The following is a 19738-nucleotide window of genomic DNA, read 5'->3' on the forward strand; positions in this document are numbered from 1 at the left end:
GAGGGCCGCGCCTTCCCTGACATTCCCGCCGAAGGACCGCATCAGATGTGCGCCGACACGACCACCGTCCCCGACTACAAGGACACCGTCTTCCTGCCCGAAACCGACTTCCCGATGCGCGGCGGCCTGCCGCAGCGCGAACCGGAGTGGCTGAAGCGCTGGGAAGAGATCGGCATCTACGACCGCCTGCGCGAGAAGGCCGGCAACCGCACCCCCTTCACGCTGCATGACGGCCCTCCCTATGCCAACGGCCATCTGCACATCGGTCACGCGCTGAACAAGGTGCTGAAGGACATGGTGGTGCGCAGCCAGCAGATGATGGGCAAGGATGCCCGCTATGTGCCCGGCTGGGACTGCCACGGCCTGCCGATCGAGTGGAAGATCGAGGAGCAGTACCGCGCGCGGGGCGAGAACAAGGACGACGTCGACAAGGTGACCTTCCGTCAGGAATGCCGCCGCTTCGCCGAGGGCTGGATCGACATCCAGCGCGAGGAGTTCAAGCGGCTGGGCGTCACCGGCAACTGGGCCGACCCCTATCTCACGATGAACTACCACGCCGAGGCGGTGATCGCCGAGGAGTTCATGAAGTTCCTGATGAACGGCTCGCTCTATCAGGGCTCGAAGCCGGTCATGTGGTCGCCGGTCGAGAAGACCGCCCTGGCCGAGGCGGAGGTGGAGTATCACGACCACACCTCGCATATGATCTGGGTTCGGTTTGCCCCTTGGATGCATGCGCAGCAGGACGAGCTCGATCTCACGCCCTCAGAGGATCTGATGCAGGCTGCTGTCGTGATCTGGACCACGACGCCTTGGACCATCCCGCAGAACCGCGCCATCGCTTTCAATCCCACTATTGAATACGGGTTGTTCCGCGTTCTCACCGTTGGTGAAAACAGTGCGGTGCAAGCTGGTGAGACGGTGCTTCTCGCTTGCAAGCTTGCCGCTGATGTTATGAAGCAGGCTCGGGTTGAGACCTTCGAGCTGGTGCGAACGGTCCCGGCAGCGCAGCTGGAAGGTCTTGGCTGCCGCCACCCGTTCCATGGCCTTGAAGGCGCGCAAGGGGAATGGGACTACAATGTCCCCCTGCTGCCTGGCGATCATGTCACCGACGATGCGGGCACCGGTTTCGTGCACACCGCGCCGAGCCACGGCGATGACGACTATCAGCTCGGCCAGAAATTCGGCCTGCCGATGACCTACAACGTCGAGCCCGACGGCTCCTACCGTACCGACCTGCCGCTGTTCGGCGGGCAAGCGATCCTGACGGTAGAGGGCAAAGAGGGCCCGGCCAACGTCTCGGTCATCAAGCAGTTGGCCTATGCGGGCAAGCTCTTCGCCAAGGGCAAGCTGAAGCACTCCTACCCGCATTCGTGGCGCTCCAAGGCCCCGCTGATCTATCGCAACACGCCGCAGTGGTTCGTCGCCATCGACAAGCCGCTCGACGACGGCATGGGCCAATATGGCGATACCATCCGGACCCGGGCGCTGACCTCGATCGACAGCCTCGTGCAATGGACGCCGCAGACCGGGCGCAACCGGCTCTACTCGATGATCGAGGCGCGGCCCGACTGGGTGCTGTCGCGCCAGCGGGCCTGGGGCGTGCCGCTGACCTGCTTCGTCCGCAAGGGCACCAAGCCGACCGATGCCGACTTCCTGCTGCGCGATCCGGAAGTGAACACCCGCATCCTCGCCGAGTTCGAGGAGAACGGCGCCGATGTCTGGTATGTGCCGGGGTTCAAGGAGAAGATCCTCGACGGGCTGCATGATCCGCAGGACTTCGAACAGGTCTTCGACGTGCTCGACGTCTGGTTCGATAGCGGCTCCACCCATGCCTTCGTGCTGCGCGACCGTCCCGACGGGTCGGAGGACGGGTTGGCCGATCTCTATCTCGAAGGCACCGACCAGCACCGTGGCTGGTTCCACTCCTCGATGCTGCAGGCCTGCGGCACCAAGGGCCGCGCGCCCTATCGCGGCGTGCTGACCCACGGCTTCACGCTGGACGAGAAGGGCATGAAGATGTCCAAATCGGTCGGCAACACCGTGGCGCCCGAGCAGGTGATCAAGGAATACGGGGCCGACATCCTGCGGCTCTGGGTGGCGCAGTCGGACTACACCATCGACCTGCGCATCGGGAAGGAGATCCTGAAGGGCACCGCCGACAGCTACCGCCGCCTGCGCAACACCATGCGCTTCCTGCTGGGGGCGCTGAAAGGCTTCTCCGAGGCCGAGCGGGTTGACGCCGCCGAGATGCCGGAGCTGGAGCGCTGGGTGCTGCACCGGCTGGCCGAGCTGGATGTCGAGGTGCGCAAGGGCTATGCCGCCTACGACTTCCAGGGCGTGTTCCAGAAGCTCTTCGCCTTCTGCACCACCGATCTGTCGTCGGTCTTCTTCGACATCCGTAAGGACTCGCTCTACTGCGACGCACCCACCGCGCTGCGCCGCCGCGCCGCCCGCACCGTGCTCGATCTGGTCTTCCACCGGCTGGTCACATGGTTCGCGCCGGTGCTGGTCTTCACCATGGAGGAGGTCTGGCTGCAGCGTTTCCCCGAAGGCTCGGTGCATCTGCAGGACATGCCGGAGACGCCCGCAGGCTGGCTCGATCCGCAGCTTGCGGCGAAATGGGCGGGCATCCGTCAGGTGCGCCGCGTGGTGACGGCGGCCTTGGAGGTGCAGCGCACCGCCAAGGTGATCGGCGCCAGCCTCGAGGCGGCGCCCGTGGTGCATGTGGCCGATACCGATACGCTGGCCGCACTGCGCTCGGTCGATTTCGCCGAGATCTGCATCACCTCCGACCTGCAGCTGACCGGCGATCCGGAACCGGCCGAAGCCTTCCGCCTGCCGGAAGTGCCGGGTGTGGGCGTGGTCTTCGAACTGGCCGAGGGGCAGAAATGCGAACGCTGCTGGCAGATCCTGCCGGATGTCGGCACGCATGCCCATCCCTGCACCTGCGCCCGCTGCAACGATGCCCTCGGATGAGGCGATCCGCGCGGTCCTGATGGACCTCGCCCATCGGCGGGGCAGGGGGAAGACCTTCTGCCCCTCCGAAGCCGCCCGCGAGATCGGCGGCGACTGGCGGGCGCTGATGCCCGACGTTCGAGCCGTGGCCGGGGCGCTGCAGGACGAAGGCGCGCTGCAGGCTTCGCAAGACGGCAAGCCGGTCGATCCCCGTACTGCCGAGGGCCCGATCCGGCTGGCGCTGCGATGAAACAGGGGCGCTACCTCAGCCCGCTCGGCGCACTGGTGTTGACCGAAGTGGAGGGGCGCCTGACCCGGCTGCGCTGGGAGGAGGGCGGGACCGACGACAGCTCGCCCCTGCTCGATGCGGCCCGCAGTCAGCTCGACGCCTATTTCGCCCGCCGCCTGACCCGCTTCGACCTGCCGCTTGCCCTGGGCGAAGGCTTTCCCGCCCGCTTCCTCGCCGCGCTGCAGGCGATCCCCTTCGGCGAGACCCGGCGCTATGGCGAGCTTGCCAAGGCACTCGGCGTTTCAGCGCAGGCCATCGGCCAGGCCTGCGGCGCCAATCCGCTGCCGATCCTGATCCCCTGCCACCGGGTGCTGGGCGCCAGCGGCCTCGGCGGCTTCTCGGCGCCCGGCGGGGTGGAGACCAAGGTGGCGCTGCTCAGGCACGAGGGCGCAGCCTCGCTGCTGATCTGAGCGCCGGGGTTGCAGGAGCCGCCGCAGCCCGATAGCCACATGACAGATTCATGACAGGCGAACGGGACGGATGAGCGTCGGTATCCTTCTGGCGGTCCTCGGCGCCGCCCTGCTCCACGCGACGTGGAACGCGATGATCAAGCTCGAGACCTCGAAGGTCGGGGCGATGGTCATCCTCTCGGTCGCCGAGATTCCCATCGGCCTTGCCATCGCGCTGAGCCGCCCGATGCCCGCGCCGGAGGTCTGGCCTTGGGTGCTGGCGGCGGGCTGCACGCATTTCTGCTACAAGTTCTTCCTGACCTACGCCTATGAGCGCGGCGACCTGAGCCGGGTCTACCCCATCGCCCGCGGCGCCGCGCCGATGTTCGTGGCGCTCGTGGGGGCGGCCTTCCTGGCCGACCGGGTCAGCGGCGCGCAATATGCCGGGATCGCGGTGCTCGGCTGCGGCATCCTGCTGATGGCGCGGGGCGTGTTCACCCAAGGAGAGGAGCGCAGGCTTCTGCCCTTCGCGCTCGGCTCGGCGGCGGCGACCGCGACATACACGCTGATCGACGGGCTGGGGGCGCGGGTCTCGGGCGATGCGGTGGCCTATGTCGCTTGGGTCTTCGTGGTGGATGGGCTCCTGTTCAGCCTCGGCATGCTGGGGCTGCGCGGGCGCTCGGTGCTCGCGGGCGGGGCGCGGGCCTGGATGATGGGCGGGCTGGCCTGCGTGGCCTCCTACGGCGCCTATGCGATCTCGATCTGGGCGATGACTGTCGCGCCGATCGCGGTGGTGGCGGCGCTGCGCGAGACCTCGATCCTCTTCGCGGTGCTGATCGGCTGGCTGGTCTTCGGCGAGCGGATGACGCGCGACAAGGCGCTGGCGGCAGGGCTGATCGTGCTCGGCGTGGTGCTGACGCGGCTCTGACGCTCAGCGCAGGCGGCGCTCGGGGATGATCTGCTGCGCGACCCCGGCGAAGACGAGGTAGAGCGAGGTGCTGACCAGCCCCCAATGCGCCCAGCTCTGCGGGTGGAAATCGACCCAGGCCGCCCAACCGGCAAAGAACACCCAGGCGGTGGCGACGGGCAGGGTGACGCCGCGCCAGCGGTCGGTGCGCACGGGGTGGACGAATTTCAGGTTGGTGAACATGGCCACGGTCAGGGCGATGACGATCAGCAGGATCGTCATGTGGCTGGGCTGCGCGGCAAAGAGCACCAGCACCACCATGTTCCAGCAGGCGGGGAAGCCCGCGAAGGAATAATCCTTCGTCTTCATCCGCGTGTCGGCAAAATAGACCACCGAGCCGTAGACGATGACGATGATCGCGATCCACCCGGTCCAGCCCGGCAGCATCCCCGACTTGAACAGCGCATAGGCCGGGATGAAGACATAGGTCAGGTAGTCGATGATCAGATCCAGCAGCACCCCGTCATAGGTCGGCCAGTTGGACTTGACGTCGTAGCGCCGCGCCAGCGGGCCGTCGATGCCATCGACGAACAGCGCCACCACCAGCCAGAGGAACATCAGGCTCCACTGCTCCTCGACGGCGGCGAGCATGGCCAGCATCGACAGAACCGCGCCCGTGGCGGTGAGCAGATGGACGGAAAGGGCTTTGAGACGGGAGTGCATCGGCCTGTCATGCCGGAAAGTTGACAAGCTGGCAAGCCGCACCGTCGGACTGCGACCGCCCGTCCCGCCGTGACCCGGGGTCAGCCCACCTCTGCCAGCAGCGTCAGGAAGCGCCGCGCGAGCGTCGCATCGGTCGGTGCGCCGTTGTCGGCAGCCTTCATTGCCATGGCATTTTCCAGCGTGCCGAGCGGCGATTGTTCGGGCTCCGGCGCCGCTTTTGGCGGCTCCTCCGGCGGCGGGGCGTCGGGTTCCTCGGCCCGCCCGACCTCGGCGATCTGCGGCTCCGCGTCGATGGCACCGCCCGGGGCGGCGACCGCCACCTGCGCGGGCACGGCGCTTTCGCTGAGCGCCAGAAGCTCGTCCGAGGATAGCGAGCCGTCCTTGTCGGTGTCCGCTGCCATCAGCGCCTGCACCAGCGAGGCCACGTCGATGTCGCTGGTCGACGACGGCGGCGGCGGCGGGGGAGGCGGCGGCGGGCGGCGGGTTTCGGTGTTTACATCTGCCTGATGTGCCGCCACGGCCTTCTGGATTGCCGAAATGAGATCGGCGGCGGTGCCTGAATAGACTTGCGAAACGGTCACGGAACACATCCTCTCTATCTTGGGACGTGGCGCGATATTGGCACCCGAGCCTTAACGTGAAATTAACGTGGCTCAAAAAAGCCGTTTAAAATCAATAAAACTCTAGGCGTCACGCCCGCGGATGCGCCCGGGCATAGACCTCCATCAGCCGTGCGGAATCCACCGCCGTATAGGCTTGGGTCGTCGAAAGCGAGGCATGGCCGAGCAGCTCCTGGATCGCCCGCAGATCGCCGCCCGCGTTCAGGAGATGCGTGGCGAAGGAATGGCGCATCGCATGCGGCGTCGCCGTCGCGGGCAGGCCGAGCGCGTTGCGCGCCTTCTCCATCACCAGGGCGATCTGGCGCGGGTTCAGCGGCCCGCCCCGTGCGCCACGAAACAGCACGCCCGAGCCCAGATCGAAGGGGCAGAGCGCCGCATAACGCGCCACGGCCGCGCGGGCGGCGGGCAGGACCGGCACCAGGCGCTGCTTGTCGCCCTTGCCGGTGATGCGCAGCACCTCGGGCAGCGGATGCACCGTGCCGGGCAGCCCCAGCGCCTCCGAGATCCGCAGCCCGCAGCCATAGAGCAGCGTCACCACCGCCTGATCCCGCGCGGCGATCCAGTCCTCCAGCGACTGATCCGCGACGGTGGCGATCATTGCTCGCGCATCGCCCTCGGCCAGAGGGCGCGGCAGCTTGCGGCGGAACTTGGGGCTGCGGGCCGACAGCACCGCCGTCGCATCCAGACCCTCGCGTTCGGCAAGCCAGGCGGTGAAGCCCTTCACCGCCGAGAGCGCGCGCGCCAGCGACCGCGCGCTCACGCCCCGCCCGCGCTCATGCGCCATCCAGGCGCGCAGATCGGCGTGGGGAAGGGTGGCGAGCCCGGCCAGCCCCTCGGTGCCGCCGCGATGCCCGGCCATGAAGGCGAGATAAGCCGCGACGTCGGCGTTGTAGGCCTTCAGCGTGTTCTCCGCAGCCCCGTCCAGCACCCGCAGATGCCCGAGCCATGCCTCCAGCGCCGCGCGGGCGGCCGGAGAGATGGCGAGGCTCACGACAGCCAACGGCGCATGGTGCGCTCGAAAACCGAGGCGAAGAAGGCCAGAAGATCGGTGCCCTGCGTCGGCTTGAAGTGATGCGGATCGTCCGATCCCATCACCAGCATGCCCGGCAGCCGCCCCTTGCCGAAGTCGAGCCGCATCAGCGCCTCCGACCGGATGCTGCCCGCCGCCTCGCCATAGATCGTGGCCGAGGCCGCATCGGTTGCGCGCAGCGTCACCGGGCGCGGCGCCAGCGCCTTGCCGCCCGCCAGATAGCTGTCGATGAAGCCGGGCTCGGCCACATAGAGCACCTTGCCCAGCTTGCGCAGTGAGGGATCTTCGGCGCTCTGAACCGATTCCAGCACCAGCCGCACGCAGTCGAGCCGCAGCGTCTGCGCCACGTCGCCCGCGAGGCTGACGAGGAAATCCTCGAAGGTCAGCGGGTCGAGCATCTGCAGGATCGCCCGATGCACCTGATTGGTGCCCGCGAGATTCTCGTAGGCCGCAGCGATCACCGAGCGATGCGTGTCCTCCAGTCGGTCGAGCTGGCCTTCCAGCCGCTCCATCGCGATGCCGCGCAGATCGACGATGTTGTTGCCCATCGCCCGTTCGTTGGCGGCGATGAGCGCCTTCATCAGGTCGCGGTCTTCGAGGATCACCTCGGGCTCCGCGAGAATGCGGTCGCGCACATCCTGTTCGATCATGCCGTCCCCCACCTGATGCCGCCCCCCGTTGCTCAGGAAAGGATCGTCTGCCCGGTCTTCGCCCAGTCCTTGGTGAACTGGTCGAGCCCCTTGTCGGTCAGCACATGGCCGGCCAGCGCCTTGATGACCGAGGGCGGCGCGGTCATCACGTCGGCGCCGATGCGGGCGCATTCGGCGACATGATTGGCCGAGCGGATCGAGGCGGCGAGGATCTGGGTCTGGAAGTCGTAGTTGTCATAGACCTGCCGGATGTCGGCGATCAGCTCCATCCCGTCGATGTTGATGTCATCGAGCCGGCCGACGAAGGGCGAGATGAAGGTGGCCCCGGCCTTGGCGGCGATCAGCGCCTGATTGACCGAGAAGCAGAGCGTCACGTTCACCATGTGCCCGGCTTCCGACAGGACCTTGCAGGCGCGCAGCCCGTCCCAGGTCAGCGGCACCTTCACCACGATGTTCGGCGCGATCTCGACCAGCTTGCGGCCCTCGGCGATCATGTCCTCGGCCTTCAGCGCCACCACCTCGGCAGAGACCGGGCCCGGCACCAGCTCGCAGATCTCCTTGGTCACCTCGAGGATGTTGCGCCCCGACTTCAGGATCAGCGAGGGGTTCGTCGTCACCCCGTCCACCATGCCAAGCTCGTGCAGTTCGGCGATTGCTGCGACATCGGCGGTGTCGACAAAGAATTTCATGATGCGCGTTCCTCGAGGTTCTGGGGTGCGGGGGTGTTGCCCCGGCGGTCAGGGGTGTAGATAGCGCAACGGAACCGATGGGGAAAGGGAGCGCCGTGACGGCACAGTTTGCAGAGGGCGATCTGGTGGGCATCCTGACCACCGAGCCTCTGGGCCGCGTGCTGGACTACCGCGCGCCGGAAGGGGGCTGCGGGCTGGGCGATTATGTCGAGGTGCCGCTGGGCCCGCGCCGGGTCTTGGGTGTGGTCTGGGGGCCGGGCGAGGGCGGCTACGATCTGGCCAAGGTCCGCCCGGTGACGCGGGTGCTCGAGGCGCTGCCGATGCGCGACGAGATGCGCGCCTTCCTCGCCCGCGCGTCGGAATACACGCTGACGCCGCTCGCCTCGATGTTGCGGCTGTCAACGCGCGCCCCGGGTCTGGGCGAGCCGCCCTCGACCCGCCGCGTCTACCGTCTCGGTGATGCCGAACCCTCCCGCGCCACCGACGCCCGCCTGCGCGTGCTCGATACGCTGCGCGCCTATGGCGGGGCGGCGGTGACGCTGGCCGAGCTGTCGGCCGAGGCCGGGGTGACGACCTCGGTGGTCAAGGGGCTGGTGAAATCCGGCGCCGTTCTCGAAGAGGACGCCCCGCGCGATCTGCCCTATCCGCCGCTCGACCCCGAAATGCAGGGCGCCCGACTGGCCGGCGACCAGATCGCCGCGGGCGATGCCTTGGTCGCGGCGGTGGCGATGGGCGGCTATGGCACGACGCTCCTGAAAGGCGTCACCGGCTCGGGCAAGACCGAGGTCTATCTCGAGGCGGTGGCCGAATGTCTGCGGCAGGGGCGGCAGGCGCTGGTGCTCCTGCCAGAGATCGCGCTGACCTCGGAATTCCTCACCCGCGTCGAGGCCCGCTTCGGCGCCCGCCCCGCAGAATGGCATTCCGGCGTCACCTCCACCGAACGGCGCAGGCTGTGGCGCATGGTGGGCGAGGGCGGTGCACAATTCGTGGTCGGCGCGCGCTCCGCGCTGTTCCTGCCGTTCCGCGATCTGGGCCTGATCGTCGTCGATGAGGAGCACGACACCTCCTACAAGCAGGAGGAGGTCGTCTTCTACAATGCCCGCGACATGGCGGTGCTGCGCGCCTCGATCTGCGGCTGTCAGGTGGTGCTGGCCTCGGCAACGCCCTCGCTGGAAAGCTGGGCCAATGCCGATGCCGGCAAATACACGCGGCTCGACCTCGGCGCGCGCTTCGGCGTGGCCGAGATGCCCGAGATGCATGCCATCGACATGCGCGCCGAGCAGCTGCCCTCGAACCGCTGGATCTCGGGCACGCTGGCCCGCTCGGTCGAGGCGCGGGTGGCGCGGGGCGAGCAGTCTCTGCTGTTCCTCAACCGGCGCGGCTATGCGCCGGTGACGATCTGCAGGGCCTGCGGTCACCAGATCGGCTGCGACGACTGCGACGCGCGGATGGTGGAGCACCGCTTTCTCAAGCGTCTCGTCTGCCACCAATGCGGCGCGACGAAGCCGATGCCCGTGGCCTGCCCCTCCTGCAAGGTCGAGGGCAAGATGGCCCCGGTCGGCCCGGGGGTGGAGCGCATGGCCGAGGAGGTGGCCGAACGCTTCCCCGAGGCGCGGGTGGCGGTGCTGTCCTCCGACCTCTTCGGCTCGGCCCGCGCGCTGAAGGAGCAGATCGGCCTGATCGCGGCGGGCGGGGCCGACATCATCATCGGCACGCAGATCGTCGCCAAGGGCCACAACTTCCCGCTCCTGACGCTGGTGGGGGTGATCGACGCCGATCTTGGGCTGCAGGGCTCCGACCTGCGCGCGGCGGAGCGGACCTTCCAGCTGATGCGGCAGGTGGCGGGCCGGGCCGGGCGTGCCGAGAAGCGCGGCGTGGCCCTGTTGCAGAGCTACCAGCCAGAGCATCCGGTGATCCGCGCCATCCTCGGCGGCGACGAGGAGGCCTTCTGGCGCGCCGAGGCTGCCGAGCGCCGCGCGGCGGGGGTGCCGCCCTACGGGCGGATGGCGGGGATCATCCTGTCGTCGCCCGACGTGGCGCAGGTCTTCGACTTCGGCGGCGAGCTCGCCCGCCGCGACGGCCCGCTGCGCCGGATCGGCGCGCAGGTCTTCGGGCCCGCGCCCGCGCCGATCGCGCGGGTCAGGGGGCGGCACCGGGTGCGGCTTCTGGTGAAGGCCGACAAGGGCGCGCCCCTGCAGGCGGCGCTGGCGGAATGGCTGGCGCAGCTGAAGCCGCCGAGCAACCTGCGGCTGGCCGTCGACATCGACCCGCAGAGCTTCCTCTGAGGGCCTCGCGCCCGCCGGGCACGAGACTGTGTTCATCTCTGGCGCGCGGAGTGACTGGTGAGAGGCAACGCCACATCCTATATTCCGACAATCCCAACCGGAGGCTCCCCCATGTTTTCGCTGACCCGCAAGAAAACCGAGATGGTCTCGCCCGCCGACGCCCTGCCGGGCCGCGCCACGCCGCTCCCCACCGCCGAGACGCATTTCCTCTCGGGCCTGCCGCTGAAATCGCCGGTGCCCGAGGGCATGGAACAGGCCGTCTTCGGCATGGGCTGTTTCTGGGGCGTAGAACGCAAGTTCTGGCAGGCGCCGAAGGGCGTCTGGCTGACCATGGTCGGCTATGCCGCGGGCTACACGCCGAACCCGACCTATCAGGAGGTCTGCACCGGCCTCACCGGCCATAACGAGGTGGTTCGGGTGATCTACGATCCCTCGGTGCTGTCCTACGAGGGGCTCCTGAAGCTGTTCTGGGAAAACCATGACCCGACGCAGGGCATGGCGCAGGGCAACGACCGCGGCACGCAGTATCGCTCGGGCATCTACACCTTCAACGACGCGCAGATGGCGGCTGCCAAGGCCAGCCTCGCCGCCTATCAGGGCGCGCTCAGCGCCTCGGGTCGCGGCAAGATCACTACCGAGATCCTGCCCGCGCCGGAATTCTACTTCGCCGAGGACTATCACCAGCAGTATCTGGCGAAGAATCCCGGCGGCTATTGCGGCATCGGCGGCACCGGCGTGACCTGCCCGATCGGCACCGGCATCGCCGCGCGCTGAGCTTGACCTTCGCCGGGGGCGGGGCTATCCGGCCCCATCCCCGGCGGGCTTCGGCCCCTGAAAACGTCAGGATCTGCCATGCCCACCTATTCCGCGCTCACCACCCTTCCCGGCGAAGATCCCGCTCTGGCCCTCGCCGAAGCGATGGAGAAGATGGAGCCGGAGCCGATCGGCGTCGGCGTCTTCGAGATCGAGGACGGCTCGGGTCTCTGGGAGGTCGGGGCCTATTATCTGGAAGAGCCGCAGTCGGCGCTCCTCGACATGCTGGCGATGGCCTTCGGCGCCAAGCCCTTCGCCCTCTCCGAACTGCCCGAAATCGACTGGGTCGCCAAGGTCCGCCGCGAACTGTCGCCGGTCGAGGCCGGGCGCTTCTTCGTCTTCGGCAGCCATGACGCCGACAAGGTCCCGGAAGGCCGCATCGCGCTGCAGATCGAGGCGACCGTGGCCTTCGGCACCGGCCACCACGGCACCACGCTCGGCTGCCTGCGCGCCTTCGACCGGCTGACCGACGAGGGCTTCACCCCGGCCAAGGTCGCCGACATCGGCTGCGGCACTGCCGTTCTGGCGATGGCGGCGGCCTCGGTGCTGCCCGAGGCGCTGGTGATCGCCTCCGACATCGACGAGGTGGCGGTGGACGTGGCACTGGCCAATGTGGCGATCAACCAGCTGGAAGGCCGGGTCGAGTGCCTGGAGGCCGCAGGCTTCGACCATCCGCGTCTGGCCGACGCCGCGCCCTTCGATCTGGTTTTCGCCAATATCCTCAAGGGGCCGCTGGTCGAGCTTGCCCCCGACATGGCCGCCCATATCGCCCCCGGCGGCATCGCCATCCTCTCGGGCCTTCTGGTCGTGCAGGCGGAGTCGATCCTCGAGGCCTATGACGCCGCCGGCTTCACGCTCTACAACCGTGAGGATATCGGCGAGTGGTCGGCGCTAACCCTTAGGAAGAATTGACCAATTCTCCCACCCGTCTTCCGGATGCCATAATTGTGCCCATCTCCTGACCTATCCCTGCCGGTGGCGGGGGCCGAGGTTCTGGAGTGTGTAAATGTCATCCGACCCCAATCTGGCGGAGTTCTATCTCCGCGTCGCCCGCATCCAGCAGGATCACGCGCGCGGCCTCGGCTTCGAAGCCGAGGGGACCCTGGGCCGATCGCATTCCCGCCCTCCGGTCAGGCGCCGCACCTCGCTGATCAAGCCGCTGCTGATCGTGCTGACCTGCGGCATCGGTCTGAAGGCCGCGATCCACAGCCGGGTCGGGGCGATGGATTACGACAAGCGCGTGGCACTGCTGATGCAGGGCGAGGGGGTGGAGCGGCTGGGCGGCTACCTGATGCAAGCCGATCCTGTGACGCGGCTCCTGTCGGAGCAGCTCCGCGTGCTGATCCCGGTCGACATCTGACGCAAGGCAAACGAAAAGGCCGCGTCCCAAAGGGGCGCGGCCTTGAGCATGAGGCGCGGAGGGATGCGCCGATGCGTCCGGATCAGCGCGAGCCGATCTCGTCGATGTCGCCGCGGCAGAGGCCGATATCGTCCAGTTCGCGGTCCGACAGTTTGGCCAGGGCGTTGCGGGTCACGCGAGCATCGTTCCAAGCCGAAATCGCGGCAAAGACGTTGCTGACCGACTGAACGGCGTGGAAGGTGGAGATGGCGCCGAAGGGCGCCGGGCGGGTCGTCTCGAAGGCGGCCATGGCGGTTATCCTTGTTTTCAAACTGCACAAGATCAAAGCGATCCTGCGTCTGACACGGCAAATAATCCGGCGCCCTGCACAACACAATGCGGCACAAAGCAACGCAGCAATGCAGAAAGTGCATGGCTCTTCTTCATGATTTTTTCATGTTTTACGGGGCTTTCTGGCAAGTGGGGTGCAACCGTCGCTTTTCCCGGATGGCGCGTCGCATTTCGCCTCGGGACCGCTGTCCGATGCCTCCGCTGTGGGCAGAACGGCAGTTCCGGCTGGCGGATGTTCTTGCTTCGTGCTAGCAGTTGCGGCAACTGGAAGCAGGGGGCGGCATGCGTGTCTTGGGGATCGACCCTGGTTTGCGGAACATGGGCTGGGGCGTGATCGATGTCAGTGGTGCAAGATTGACACATGTCGCGAACGGCATCTGCCATTCCGAGCCCGGCGACCTCGCCGAACGGCTGCTGTCGCTACACCGCGACCTCACCGAGGTGCTGCGCCGATTCGCGCCCGATGCCGCCGCGGTCGAGAACACCTTCGTCAACAAGGACGCCGTAGCGACGCTGAAACTCGGTCAGGCGCGCGGCATCGCCCTGCTGGTTCCGGCACAGGCCGGGATCAAGGTCGGAGAATATGCGCCGAACGCGGTGAAGAAGACCGTGGTCGGGGTCGGCCATGCCGCCAAGGCGCAGATCGATCACATGGTGCGCATCCATCTGCCGGGCGTCCAGATCAACGGGCCCGACGCCGCCGACGCGCTGGCCATCGCCATCTGCCACGCGCATCACGTCCAGTCCTCCGGTCGGCTCGAGGCGGCTCTGGCGAGGGCGGCGCGATGATCGGCAAGATTGCCGGACGGCTCGATTACAAGGCCATGGACCACGTGCTGATTGACGTGCGCGGCGTGGGCTACATCGTCCATGTCTCCGACCGCACGCTGGCCAGCCTGCCCGGCCCGGGCGAGGCCGTGGCGCTCTATACCGAGCTTCTGGTGCGCGAGGATCTGCTGCAGCTCTTCGGCTTCCCGACGCTGCTGGAGAAGGAGTGGCACCGGCTCTTGATGACGGTGCAGGGGGTGGGGGCCAAGGCCGCGATGGCGATCCTCGGCACGCTGGGGGCCGAGGGCGTGTCGCGTGCCATCGGTCTCGGCGATGCCCGCTCGATCCAGGCGGCGCCCGGCATCGGCCCAAAGATCGCGCAGCGCGTCGTGCTGGAGCTGAAGGCCAAGGCGCCCTCGGTCATGGCGATGGGCGTGCACTTGGGCACCGCGGCGGAAACCGACGAGGTGATCGAAGCCGCGCCGACGCCCGCGCCCCGCGCCGCGAAGCCCGCCGCCAAACCGCCGAGCCGGGCCGCCTTCACCGCCGATGCGCTCTCGGCGCTGACCAATCTCGGCTATCAGCCGGGCGATGCGGCGCAGGCCGTGGCCCAGGCCGCGCAGGACGCGCCGGAGGCCGATACCGCGACCCTGATCCGCCTCGCCCTGAAGCTGCTCGCCCCGCGCAACTGATCTTGCCGCCCGGCAGCCGCGCTCCCATATCCATCCGGAGATGAAGGAGACTTCGCCAATGGGCTACATGCGCACCGCGATCCTGATGGCCGCCATGACGGCGCTGTTCCTCGGCATGGGGATGCTGCTCGGCGGCACCAACGGCGCGCTGATCGCCTTCGCCGTGGCGGCTCTGATGAACGTCTTCGCCTGGTGGAACTCCGACAAGGCGGTGCTGCGCATGCATGGCGCCCGCGAGGTCGACGCCCGTTCCGCCCCCGATCTGGTGGCGATGGTGCGCGATCTGGCCGAGCGTGGCGACCTGCCGATGCCCAAGGTCTATGTGATGGAAACCGACCAGCCCAACGCCTTCGCCACCGGCCGCAACCCGGAAAACTCCGCCGTGGCGGTGACGCGCGGCCTGATGCGCACCCTCAGCCGCGAGGAGCTGGCCGGGGTGATCGCGCATGAGCTGGCGCATATCAAGCACCGCGACACGCTTCTGATGACCGTGACGGCGACCTTCGCCGGCGCGATCTCGATGCTGGCCAATTTCGCGCTGTTCTTCGGCGGCAACCGCGACCGTCCGGGCGGCATGATCGGCACGCTGGCCTTGATGATCCTCGCGCCGCTGGCGGCGGGTCTGGTGCAGATGGCGATCTCGCGCTCGCGCGAATACGAGGCCGACCGGATCGGCGCCGAGATCTGCGGCCAGCCGCTCTGGCTCGCCGCGGCGCTGGCCAAGATCGAAGGCTTTGCCCAGCGGATCGACAACAACGCCGCCGAGCGCAATCCGGCCACCGCGCATATGTTCATCATCAACCCGCTGCACGCCCACCGGCACGACCGGCTGTTCGCCACCCACCCCAACACCGCCAACCGCATCGCCGCACTGCAGGCGATGGTGGCGGGCACGCCGGCCCAGGCCCCGGCGCGCAGCTCGGTGCCGCGGGTAACGCCCGGCGCGGCCAAGCGGGGCCCGTGGAGCTGAGCCCTTGCATACCGGCGCGCGTTCGGGGATTGTTCCCCAAACGAGCGCGGTGACATGAACGACAGCGACCCCACCCTCCGGCCCGAGCGGCTGCCCGAAGACATGGACCGCGCGCTGCGCCCGCAGACGCTGGAGGAGTTCGTCGGTCAGGCCGAGGCGCGGGCCAACCTGCGGGTCTTCATCGAAAGCGCCAAGATGCGCGGCGAGGCGATGGACCACACCCTGTTCCACGGCCCGCCGGGGTTGGGAAAGACCACGCTGGCGCAGATCATGGCGCGCGAGCTGGGGGTGGGCTTCCGCATGACCTCGGGGCCGGTTCTGGCCAAGGCGGGGGATCTGGCGGCGATCCTGACCAATCTCGAGCCGCGCGACGTGCTGTTCATCGACGAGATCCACCGCCTGTCGCCGGTGGTGGAGGAGGTGCTCTATCCGGCGCTGGAGGATTTCGCGCTGGATCTGGTGATCGGCGAGGGGCCGGCGGCGCGGACGGTGCGGATCGACCTGCAGCCCTTCACGCTGGTCGGGGCGACGACGCGGCTGGGGCTCCTGACCACGCCGCTGCGGGACCGGTTCGGTATCCCGACGCGGCTGCAGTTCTATACCGAGGATGAGCTCGACCTGATCGTGACGCGCGGGTCGCGGATGATGGGGATCTCCAGCGACCCGGAGGGGACGCGGGAGATCGCGCGGCGGGCGCGGGGGACGCCGCGGATCGCGGGGCGGCTCTTGCGCCGGGTGGTGGATTTCGCGCTGGTCGAGGGCAACGGGCGGTTGACGCAAGGGATCGCGGACCGGGCGCTGACGCGGCTGGGGGTGGATCATCTGGGGCTTGATGGGGCGGACCGGCGGTATCTGATCTTGCTGGCCGAAAATTACGGCGGCGGGCCGGTGGGGATCGAGACGATTTCCGCCGCGCTGTCGGAAAGCCGGGATGCGGTGGAGGAGGTGATCGAGCCTTACCTGCTGCAGCAGGGGTTGATCCAGCGGACGCCGCGGGGGCGGATGCTGGCGGCGAAGGCCTGGCGGCATCTGGGGCTGGAGCCGCCGAAAGGGCCGGGGCAGGCGGATCTTTTCGGCTGAGTTTCACGCGTGAAAGGCGGGTCAAGTCGTTGATTTAGAATGATTTTGCGAAGAATCTTCATCTGTTGTCAAGACTTGGGCGACGCAAAATCCTTTGAAGGATTTTGCCAAGAGTTTTCTGAAAACTCTTGGAGCGCTCGGTCGGGGGCGGGGCACCAAAATCCTTGGAAGGATTTTGGCAAGAGTTTTTTGAAAACTCTTGCGCGCGAGAGGGCCGGGGGTCAGTGGCTGAGGGATTTCGAGAACAGGTTGACGATCACCACGCCGGTGACGATGAAGCCGAGCCCGACCAGCGCCGCCGTATCCAGCTTCTCGCCATACCAGAGCCATGCGATGCCGGTGATGAAGACGATGCCGAGGCCGGACCAGATCGCATAGATCACCCCGGTCGGCATCACCCTGAGCGGGAAGGACAGGCAGTAGAAGGCCAGCGCATAGCCGAACACCGTGACGAGGCTCGGCACGAGCCGGGTGAAGCTTTCCGAGCGGGCCAGCGCCGTGGTGGCGACGACTTCGGCGACGATGGCGACGAGGAGATAGGCATAGGCGACGGCGAGCGGCATGGGCGGATCCTGCAAAGGGCTGCGCCATCCTTTCCGTCTGGCGCGGAAAAGGTCAATCGCGCGCTGCGGGGCAGGCCGCAGAGCCTCCGGCGGGGATATTTGGCCGAGGTGAGAGGGGGGCGTCGGTTGAGGGCCCCGGCGAGATCGGCTAAGCCTGTCGCGGACCGGCAGGGAGGGGCCTTGATGACGCCATCCGCAATCGAGACGCTCTTCACCCGCTCCGACGGGCAGTATCTTTTCGCGCGCTGGGGGCGGCCCATCGTGCCGGTGGTCTTCGGCGTCGACGAGGCCACGCTGGCGCTGGTCAAGGGCGCGGTGGAGGCGGTGGCGACGCTGGCCGGGCACCGGATGGCCGAGACCGATCCTGAGCTTGGCGCCAACCTGATGGTCTTCTTCTTCCGCGACTGGGCCGAACTGCCGGAGGTGCCGAATCTCGACCGGCTGGTGGAGGGGCTTGGCCCGCTCTGCGCCCGGCTCGAGGCGGCGGAGGCGAACCAATACCGTGTCTTCCGCTTCGATGCGGCGGGGGCGATCCGTGCCGCCTTCGTCTTCATCCGGATGGATGCGCATCTGGAGGCGGTGCCTGCCGAGGCGCTGGCGCTGTCACAGGCGGCGCAGATCATGCTGCTCTGGTCGGACCGGGCCTTCACCGAGGCCTCGCCGCTGGCCATGGCCGGGGAGACGCTGGTGCTGCGGCCGGAGATCGGCGCGGTGATCCGGGCGGGCTACGACCCGGTGCTGCCGGCGATGGCGGATCAGCCGAGCCACGCCTATCGGCTGGCGGCGCGGATCGGGCCGGAGATCTAGGGGGCTAGGCCGAGAGCCGGTCGAGCACCGCGGCGAGGGCGGCGGCCTGCACCTCTTCCGGGGTGCCGGAGGCGTCGATCAGCGCGTGACGCTCCGGCGCCTCCAGGGCCTGATCGCGGAAGGCGCTGCGGATGCTTTCGTGGAAGGCCAGATCTAGCCCCTCGAAGCGGCCCTCGTCGATGGCATCGGTGCTGAGCCGGTGGCGGCTGCGGCCGAGGCCGGTGGCGACATCGAGATCGAGGATCAGCGTGAGATCGGGCCAGAGATCACCCACCGCCTGCCGGTGCAGATCGAGGATGAAGCCGGTGGAGAGGCCGCGGCCCTTGCCCTGATAGGCGAGGGTGGAGCCGACGAAGCGGTCGGTCACCACGATCTGCCCCCGGGCCAGCGCCGGTTCGATCACCCGGCGCACATGCTGCACCCGGGCGGCGGTCATCAGCAGGAGTTCCGAGGCCGGCTCCCAGGTCTCGTCCTTGCCGGCGAGGACGAGGGCGCGCAGGCTCTCGCCTTCGGGGGTGCCGCCGGGTTCGCGGGTGGCCAGCACATCGGCGCCGAGGCCGCGCAGATGGGCGGCAAGGTGGCGCACCACGCCGCTCTTGCCGGAGCCGTCGATGCCCTCGACCGCGATCAGCGCCGGCTGGAGCCGCATCAGGTGGTGGGTGCTTCTTGCTGGAAGCGGGCGATGAGCACCTGCGCGGCGGTGGTCAGCCGGGCGCGGAAGCCGCCATTGGCGACATCGCCCTCGGCCACCAGCGGCACGCGGTGCTCGGGCATGTCGGGGACGCGGATCACCAGTTCGCCGATCGGCTGGCCGGTGACAATCGGCGCGGTGATCGGCCCGGTGTAGGAGACCTCGGCGGTGATGCCGTCCTGCGTCAGGGCGGGAACGAGCAGGCTCACGTCCTTCTGCGGCACGAGGCCGACCTTGGCGGCATTGCCCATCCAGACATCGGCCTCGGTGACGCGCTGGCCGGCCTTGACCATGGTCTTCTGCACGAACTGGCGGAAGGCCCAGTTGGTGACCTGCTCGCCTTCCTGCGCCCGCTCGGCCTCGGAGGAGAGTCCGGTCAGCACGAAGACGATGCGGCGGCCGTCCTTCTGCACGGCGGAGCCGACGAGGCCGTAGCCCGCCTCCTGGGTGTGGCCGGTCTTGAGCCCGTCGGCCGTCCAGTCGCCGCCGGGGCCGAGGCGCAGCAGCGGGTTGCGGTTGCTGGCGTTGGAAGGGACGCGATCCTTGTAGTTGAAGTCGGTCATCGCGAAATAGGGGTAGAACTCGGGGAATTCCTCGATCAGCCGGGTGGCGAGCACGCCGAGATCGTGCACGCTCATCTTGTGGTCGGGGTCTGGCCAGCCGGAGGAATTGGCGAAGGTGCTGTCGTTCATCCCCAGCGCCTTGGCCCGGGCGGTCATCTGGCGGGCGAAATCGGCCTCGGTGCCGCCGAGGCCTTCGGCCACCACCACGCAGGCGTCGTTGCCGGAGTTGATGATGATGCCATGAATCAGGTCTTCGACGGTGGGGCGGTCGCGTTCCTCGACGAACATCTTGGAGCCGCCCATCTCGCGCGCCTTGGTCGAGACGGCGAAGGTGGTGTCCATGGTGACGCGGCCGTCGCGCAGCGCCTCGAAGAGCATGTTCAGCGTCATCAGCTTGGACATGGAAGCCGGGGGCAGCGGGGTGTCGCCGTTCTTGTCGAGGAGCACGGTGTGGGTGGTCACGTCATAGACCCAGGCGGCGGTGGCGCGGGTTTCGAAGGCGTGGGCGGGCAGGGCTGCCATCAGGGCGAGCGCGAGGGCGAGGCGGAGGCGTTTGAGCATGGC

General features: G+C 68.1%; 22 protein-coding genes. 13 read left to right on the forward strand and 9 right to left on the reverse strand.

Annotated elements, in window-relative coordinates:
• Positions 1-45 precede the first annotated feature (45 nt).
• The 4 genes from ileS (at position 46) to AC3A5Z_RS03235 (ending at position 4561) form a co-directional block, all read left to right on the forward strand.
• On the forward strand, positions 46-2976 hold the full coding sequence (gene ileS / locus AC3A5Z_RS03220) for an isoleucine--tRNA ligase (RefSeq protein ID WP_487517951.1): 2931 nt from the start codon (positions 46-48) through the stop codon (positions 2974-2976).
• The gene (locus tag AC3A5Z_RS03225; protein ID WP_487517952.1) at positions 2963-3205 is read left to right on the forward strand and encodes a DUF3253 domain-containing protein; all 243 of its coding nucleotides are present in this window, start codon (positions 2963-2965) and stop codon (positions 3203-3205) included. The genes ileS and AC3A5Z_RS03225 overlap by 14 nt, the downstream gene beginning before the upstream one ends.
• Entirely contained in the window at positions 3202-3654 is a 453-nt protein-coding gene (locus tag AC3A5Z_RS03230) for a methylated-DNA--[protein]-cysteine S-methyltransferase (RefSeq protein WP_487517953.1), read from the forward strand. The genes AC3A5Z_RS03225 and AC3A5Z_RS03230 overlap by 4 nt, the downstream gene beginning before the upstream one ends.
• 70 nt (positions 3655-3724) lie before the next feature.
• Positions 3725-4561: a DMT family transporter gene (locus AC3A5Z_RS03235; RefSeq protein ID WP_487517954.1), complete on the forward strand. Its 837-nt coding sequence runs from the start codon at positions 3725-3727 to the stop codon at positions 4559-4561.
• Between the two features lie 3 nt (positions 4562-4564).
• Here AC3A5Z_RS03235 and AC3A5Z_RS03240 read toward each other — a convergent pair whose 3' ends face one another.
• The 5 genes from AC3A5Z_RS03240 to fsa form a co-directional block, all read right to left on the reverse strand.
• Entirely contained in the window at positions 4565-5263 is a 699-nt protein-coding gene (locus tag AC3A5Z_RS03240) for a CDP-alcohol phosphatidyltransferase family protein (RefSeq protein ID WP_487517955.1), read from the reverse strand.
• 80 nt (positions 5264-5343) lie between these two features.
• Positions 5344-5844 (reverse strand): hypothetical protein, encoded by a 501-nt coding sequence (locus AC3A5Z_RS03245; RefSeq protein WP_487517956.1) that lies wholly within the window; start codon positions 5842-5844, stop codon positions 5344-5346.
• 109 nt (positions 5845-5953) lie between these two features.
• Entirely contained in the window at positions 5954-6874 is a 921-nt protein-coding gene (locus tag AC3A5Z_RS03250; RefSeq protein ID WP_487518623.1) for a tyrosine recombinase XerC, read from the reverse strand.
• Positions 6871-7563: a DUF484 family protein gene (locus tag AC3A5Z_RS03255; RefSeq protein WP_487517957.1), complete on the reverse strand. Its 693-nt coding sequence runs from the start codon at positions 7561-7563 to the stop codon at positions 6871-6873. The genes AC3A5Z_RS03250 and AC3A5Z_RS03255 overlap by 4 nt, the downstream gene beginning before the upstream one ends.
• A 32-nt stretch (positions 7564-7595) precedes the next feature.
• Entirely contained in the window at positions 7596-8252 is a 657-nt protein-coding gene (gene fsa, locus AC3A5Z_RS03260; protein WP_487517958.1) for a fructose-6-phosphate aldolase, read from the reverse strand.
• A gap of 77 nt (positions 8253-8329) precedes the next feature.
• Here fsa and AC3A5Z_RS03265 point away from each other — a divergent pair, with 77 nt between their 5' ends.
• The 4 genes from AC3A5Z_RS03265 (at position 8330) to AC3A5Z_RS03280 (ending at position 12710) form a co-directional block, all read left to right on the forward strand.
• Positions 8330-10537, forward strand: a complete 2208-nt coding sequence (locus AC3A5Z_RS03265) for a primosomal protein N' (protein ID WP_487517959.1) — start codon at positions 8330-8332, stop codon at positions 10535-10537.
• A gap of 111 nt (positions 10538-10648) precedes the next feature.
• Positions 10649-11311 (forward strand): peptide-methionine (S)-S-oxide reductase MsrA, encoded by a 663-nt coding sequence (msrA, locus tag AC3A5Z_RS03270; RefSeq protein ID WP_107662531.1) that lies wholly within the window; start codon positions 10649-10651, stop codon positions 11309-11311.
• 78 nt (positions 11312-11389) lie between these two features.
• Complete coding sequence (locus tag AC3A5Z_RS03275) at positions 11390-12262, forward strand: 50S ribosomal protein L11 methyltransferase (protein ID WP_487517960.1); 873 nt, start codon at positions 11390-11392, stop codon at positions 12260-12262.
• Between the two features lie 94 nt (positions 12263-12356).
• Positions 12357-12710 (forward strand): hypothetical protein, encoded by a 354-nt coding sequence (locus tag AC3A5Z_RS03280; RefSeq protein WP_487517961.1) that lies wholly within the window; start codon positions 12357-12359, stop codon positions 12708-12710.
• Positions 12711-12792: 82 nt separating this feature from the next.
• Here AC3A5Z_RS03280 and AC3A5Z_RS03285 read toward each other — a convergent pair whose 3' ends face one another.
• Entirely contained in the window at positions 12793-12999 is a 207-nt protein-coding gene (locus tag AC3A5Z_RS03285; RefSeq protein ID WP_487517962.1) for a DUF1127 domain-containing protein, read from the reverse strand.
• 323 nt (positions 13000-13322) lie between these two features.
• Here AC3A5Z_RS03285 and ruvC point away from each other — a divergent pair, with 323 nt between their 5' ends.
• From ruvC to ruvB, 4 genes are read left to right on the forward strand one after another with little or no spacing between them, the layout of a single operon-like run.
• Complete coding sequence (gene ruvC, locus AC3A5Z_RS03290; protein WP_136793515.1) at positions 13323-13829, forward strand: crossover junction endodeoxyribonuclease RuvC; 507 nt, start codon at positions 13323-13325, stop codon at positions 13827-13829.
• Positions 13826-14500, forward strand: coding sequence for a Holliday junction branch migration protein RuvA (gene ruvA / locus AC3A5Z_RS03295; RefSeq protein WP_487517963.1), 675 nt, complete (start codon positions 13826-13828; stop codon positions 14498-14500). The genes ruvC and ruvA overlap by 4 nt, the downstream gene beginning before the upstream one ends.
• A 58-nt stretch (positions 14501-14558) precedes the next feature.
• Complete coding sequence (gene htpX / locus AC3A5Z_RS03300; protein ID WP_487517964.1) at positions 14559-15470, forward strand: zinc metalloprotease HtpX; 912 nt, start codon at positions 14559-14561, stop codon at positions 15468-15470.
• A gap of 54 nt (positions 15471-15524) precedes the next feature.
• The gene (gene ruvB / locus AC3A5Z_RS03305; protein ID WP_487517965.1) at positions 15525-16550 is read left to right on the forward strand and encodes a Holliday junction branch migration DNA helicase RuvB; all 1026 of its coding nucleotides are present in this window, start codon (positions 15525-15527) and stop codon (positions 16548-16550) included.
• A 221-nt stretch (positions 16551-16771) separates the two neighbouring features.
• Here ruvB and AC3A5Z_RS03310 read toward each other — a convergent pair whose 3' ends face one another.
• Complete coding sequence (locus tag AC3A5Z_RS03310) at positions 16772-17113, reverse strand: DMT family transporter (protein WP_487517966.1); 342 nt, start codon at positions 17111-17113, stop codon at positions 16772-16774.
• 183 nt (positions 17114-17296) lie between these two features.
• Here AC3A5Z_RS03310 and AC3A5Z_RS03315 point away from each other — a divergent pair, with 183 nt between their 5' ends.
• Positions 17297-17920: a hypothetical protein gene (locus tag AC3A5Z_RS03315; protein ID WP_487517967.1), complete on the forward strand. Its 624-nt coding sequence runs from the start codon at positions 17297-17299 to the stop codon at positions 17918-17920.
• Positions 17921-17924: 4 nt separating this feature from the next.
• On the opposite strand, the gene tmk is transcribed toward AC3A5Z_RS03315, so the two are convergent.
• Both tmk and AC3A5Z_RS03325 read right to left on the reverse strand, forming a co-directional pair.
• Positions 17925-18569 (reverse strand): dTMP kinase, encoded by a 645-nt coding sequence (tmk, locus tag AC3A5Z_RS03320; protein WP_487517968.1) that lies wholly within the window; start codon positions 18567-18569, stop codon positions 17925-17927.
• Entirely contained in the window at positions 18569-19735 is a 1167-nt protein-coding gene (locus tag AC3A5Z_RS03325) for a D-alanyl-D-alanine carboxypeptidase family protein (RefSeq protein WP_487517969.1), read from the reverse strand. The genes tmk and AC3A5Z_RS03325 overlap by 1 nt, the downstream gene beginning before the upstream one ends.
• Between the last annotated feature and the right edge of the window lie 3 nt (positions 19736-19738).

The sequence above is a fragment of the Cereibacter sp. Soil_C_27 genome (assembly GCF_057657095.1).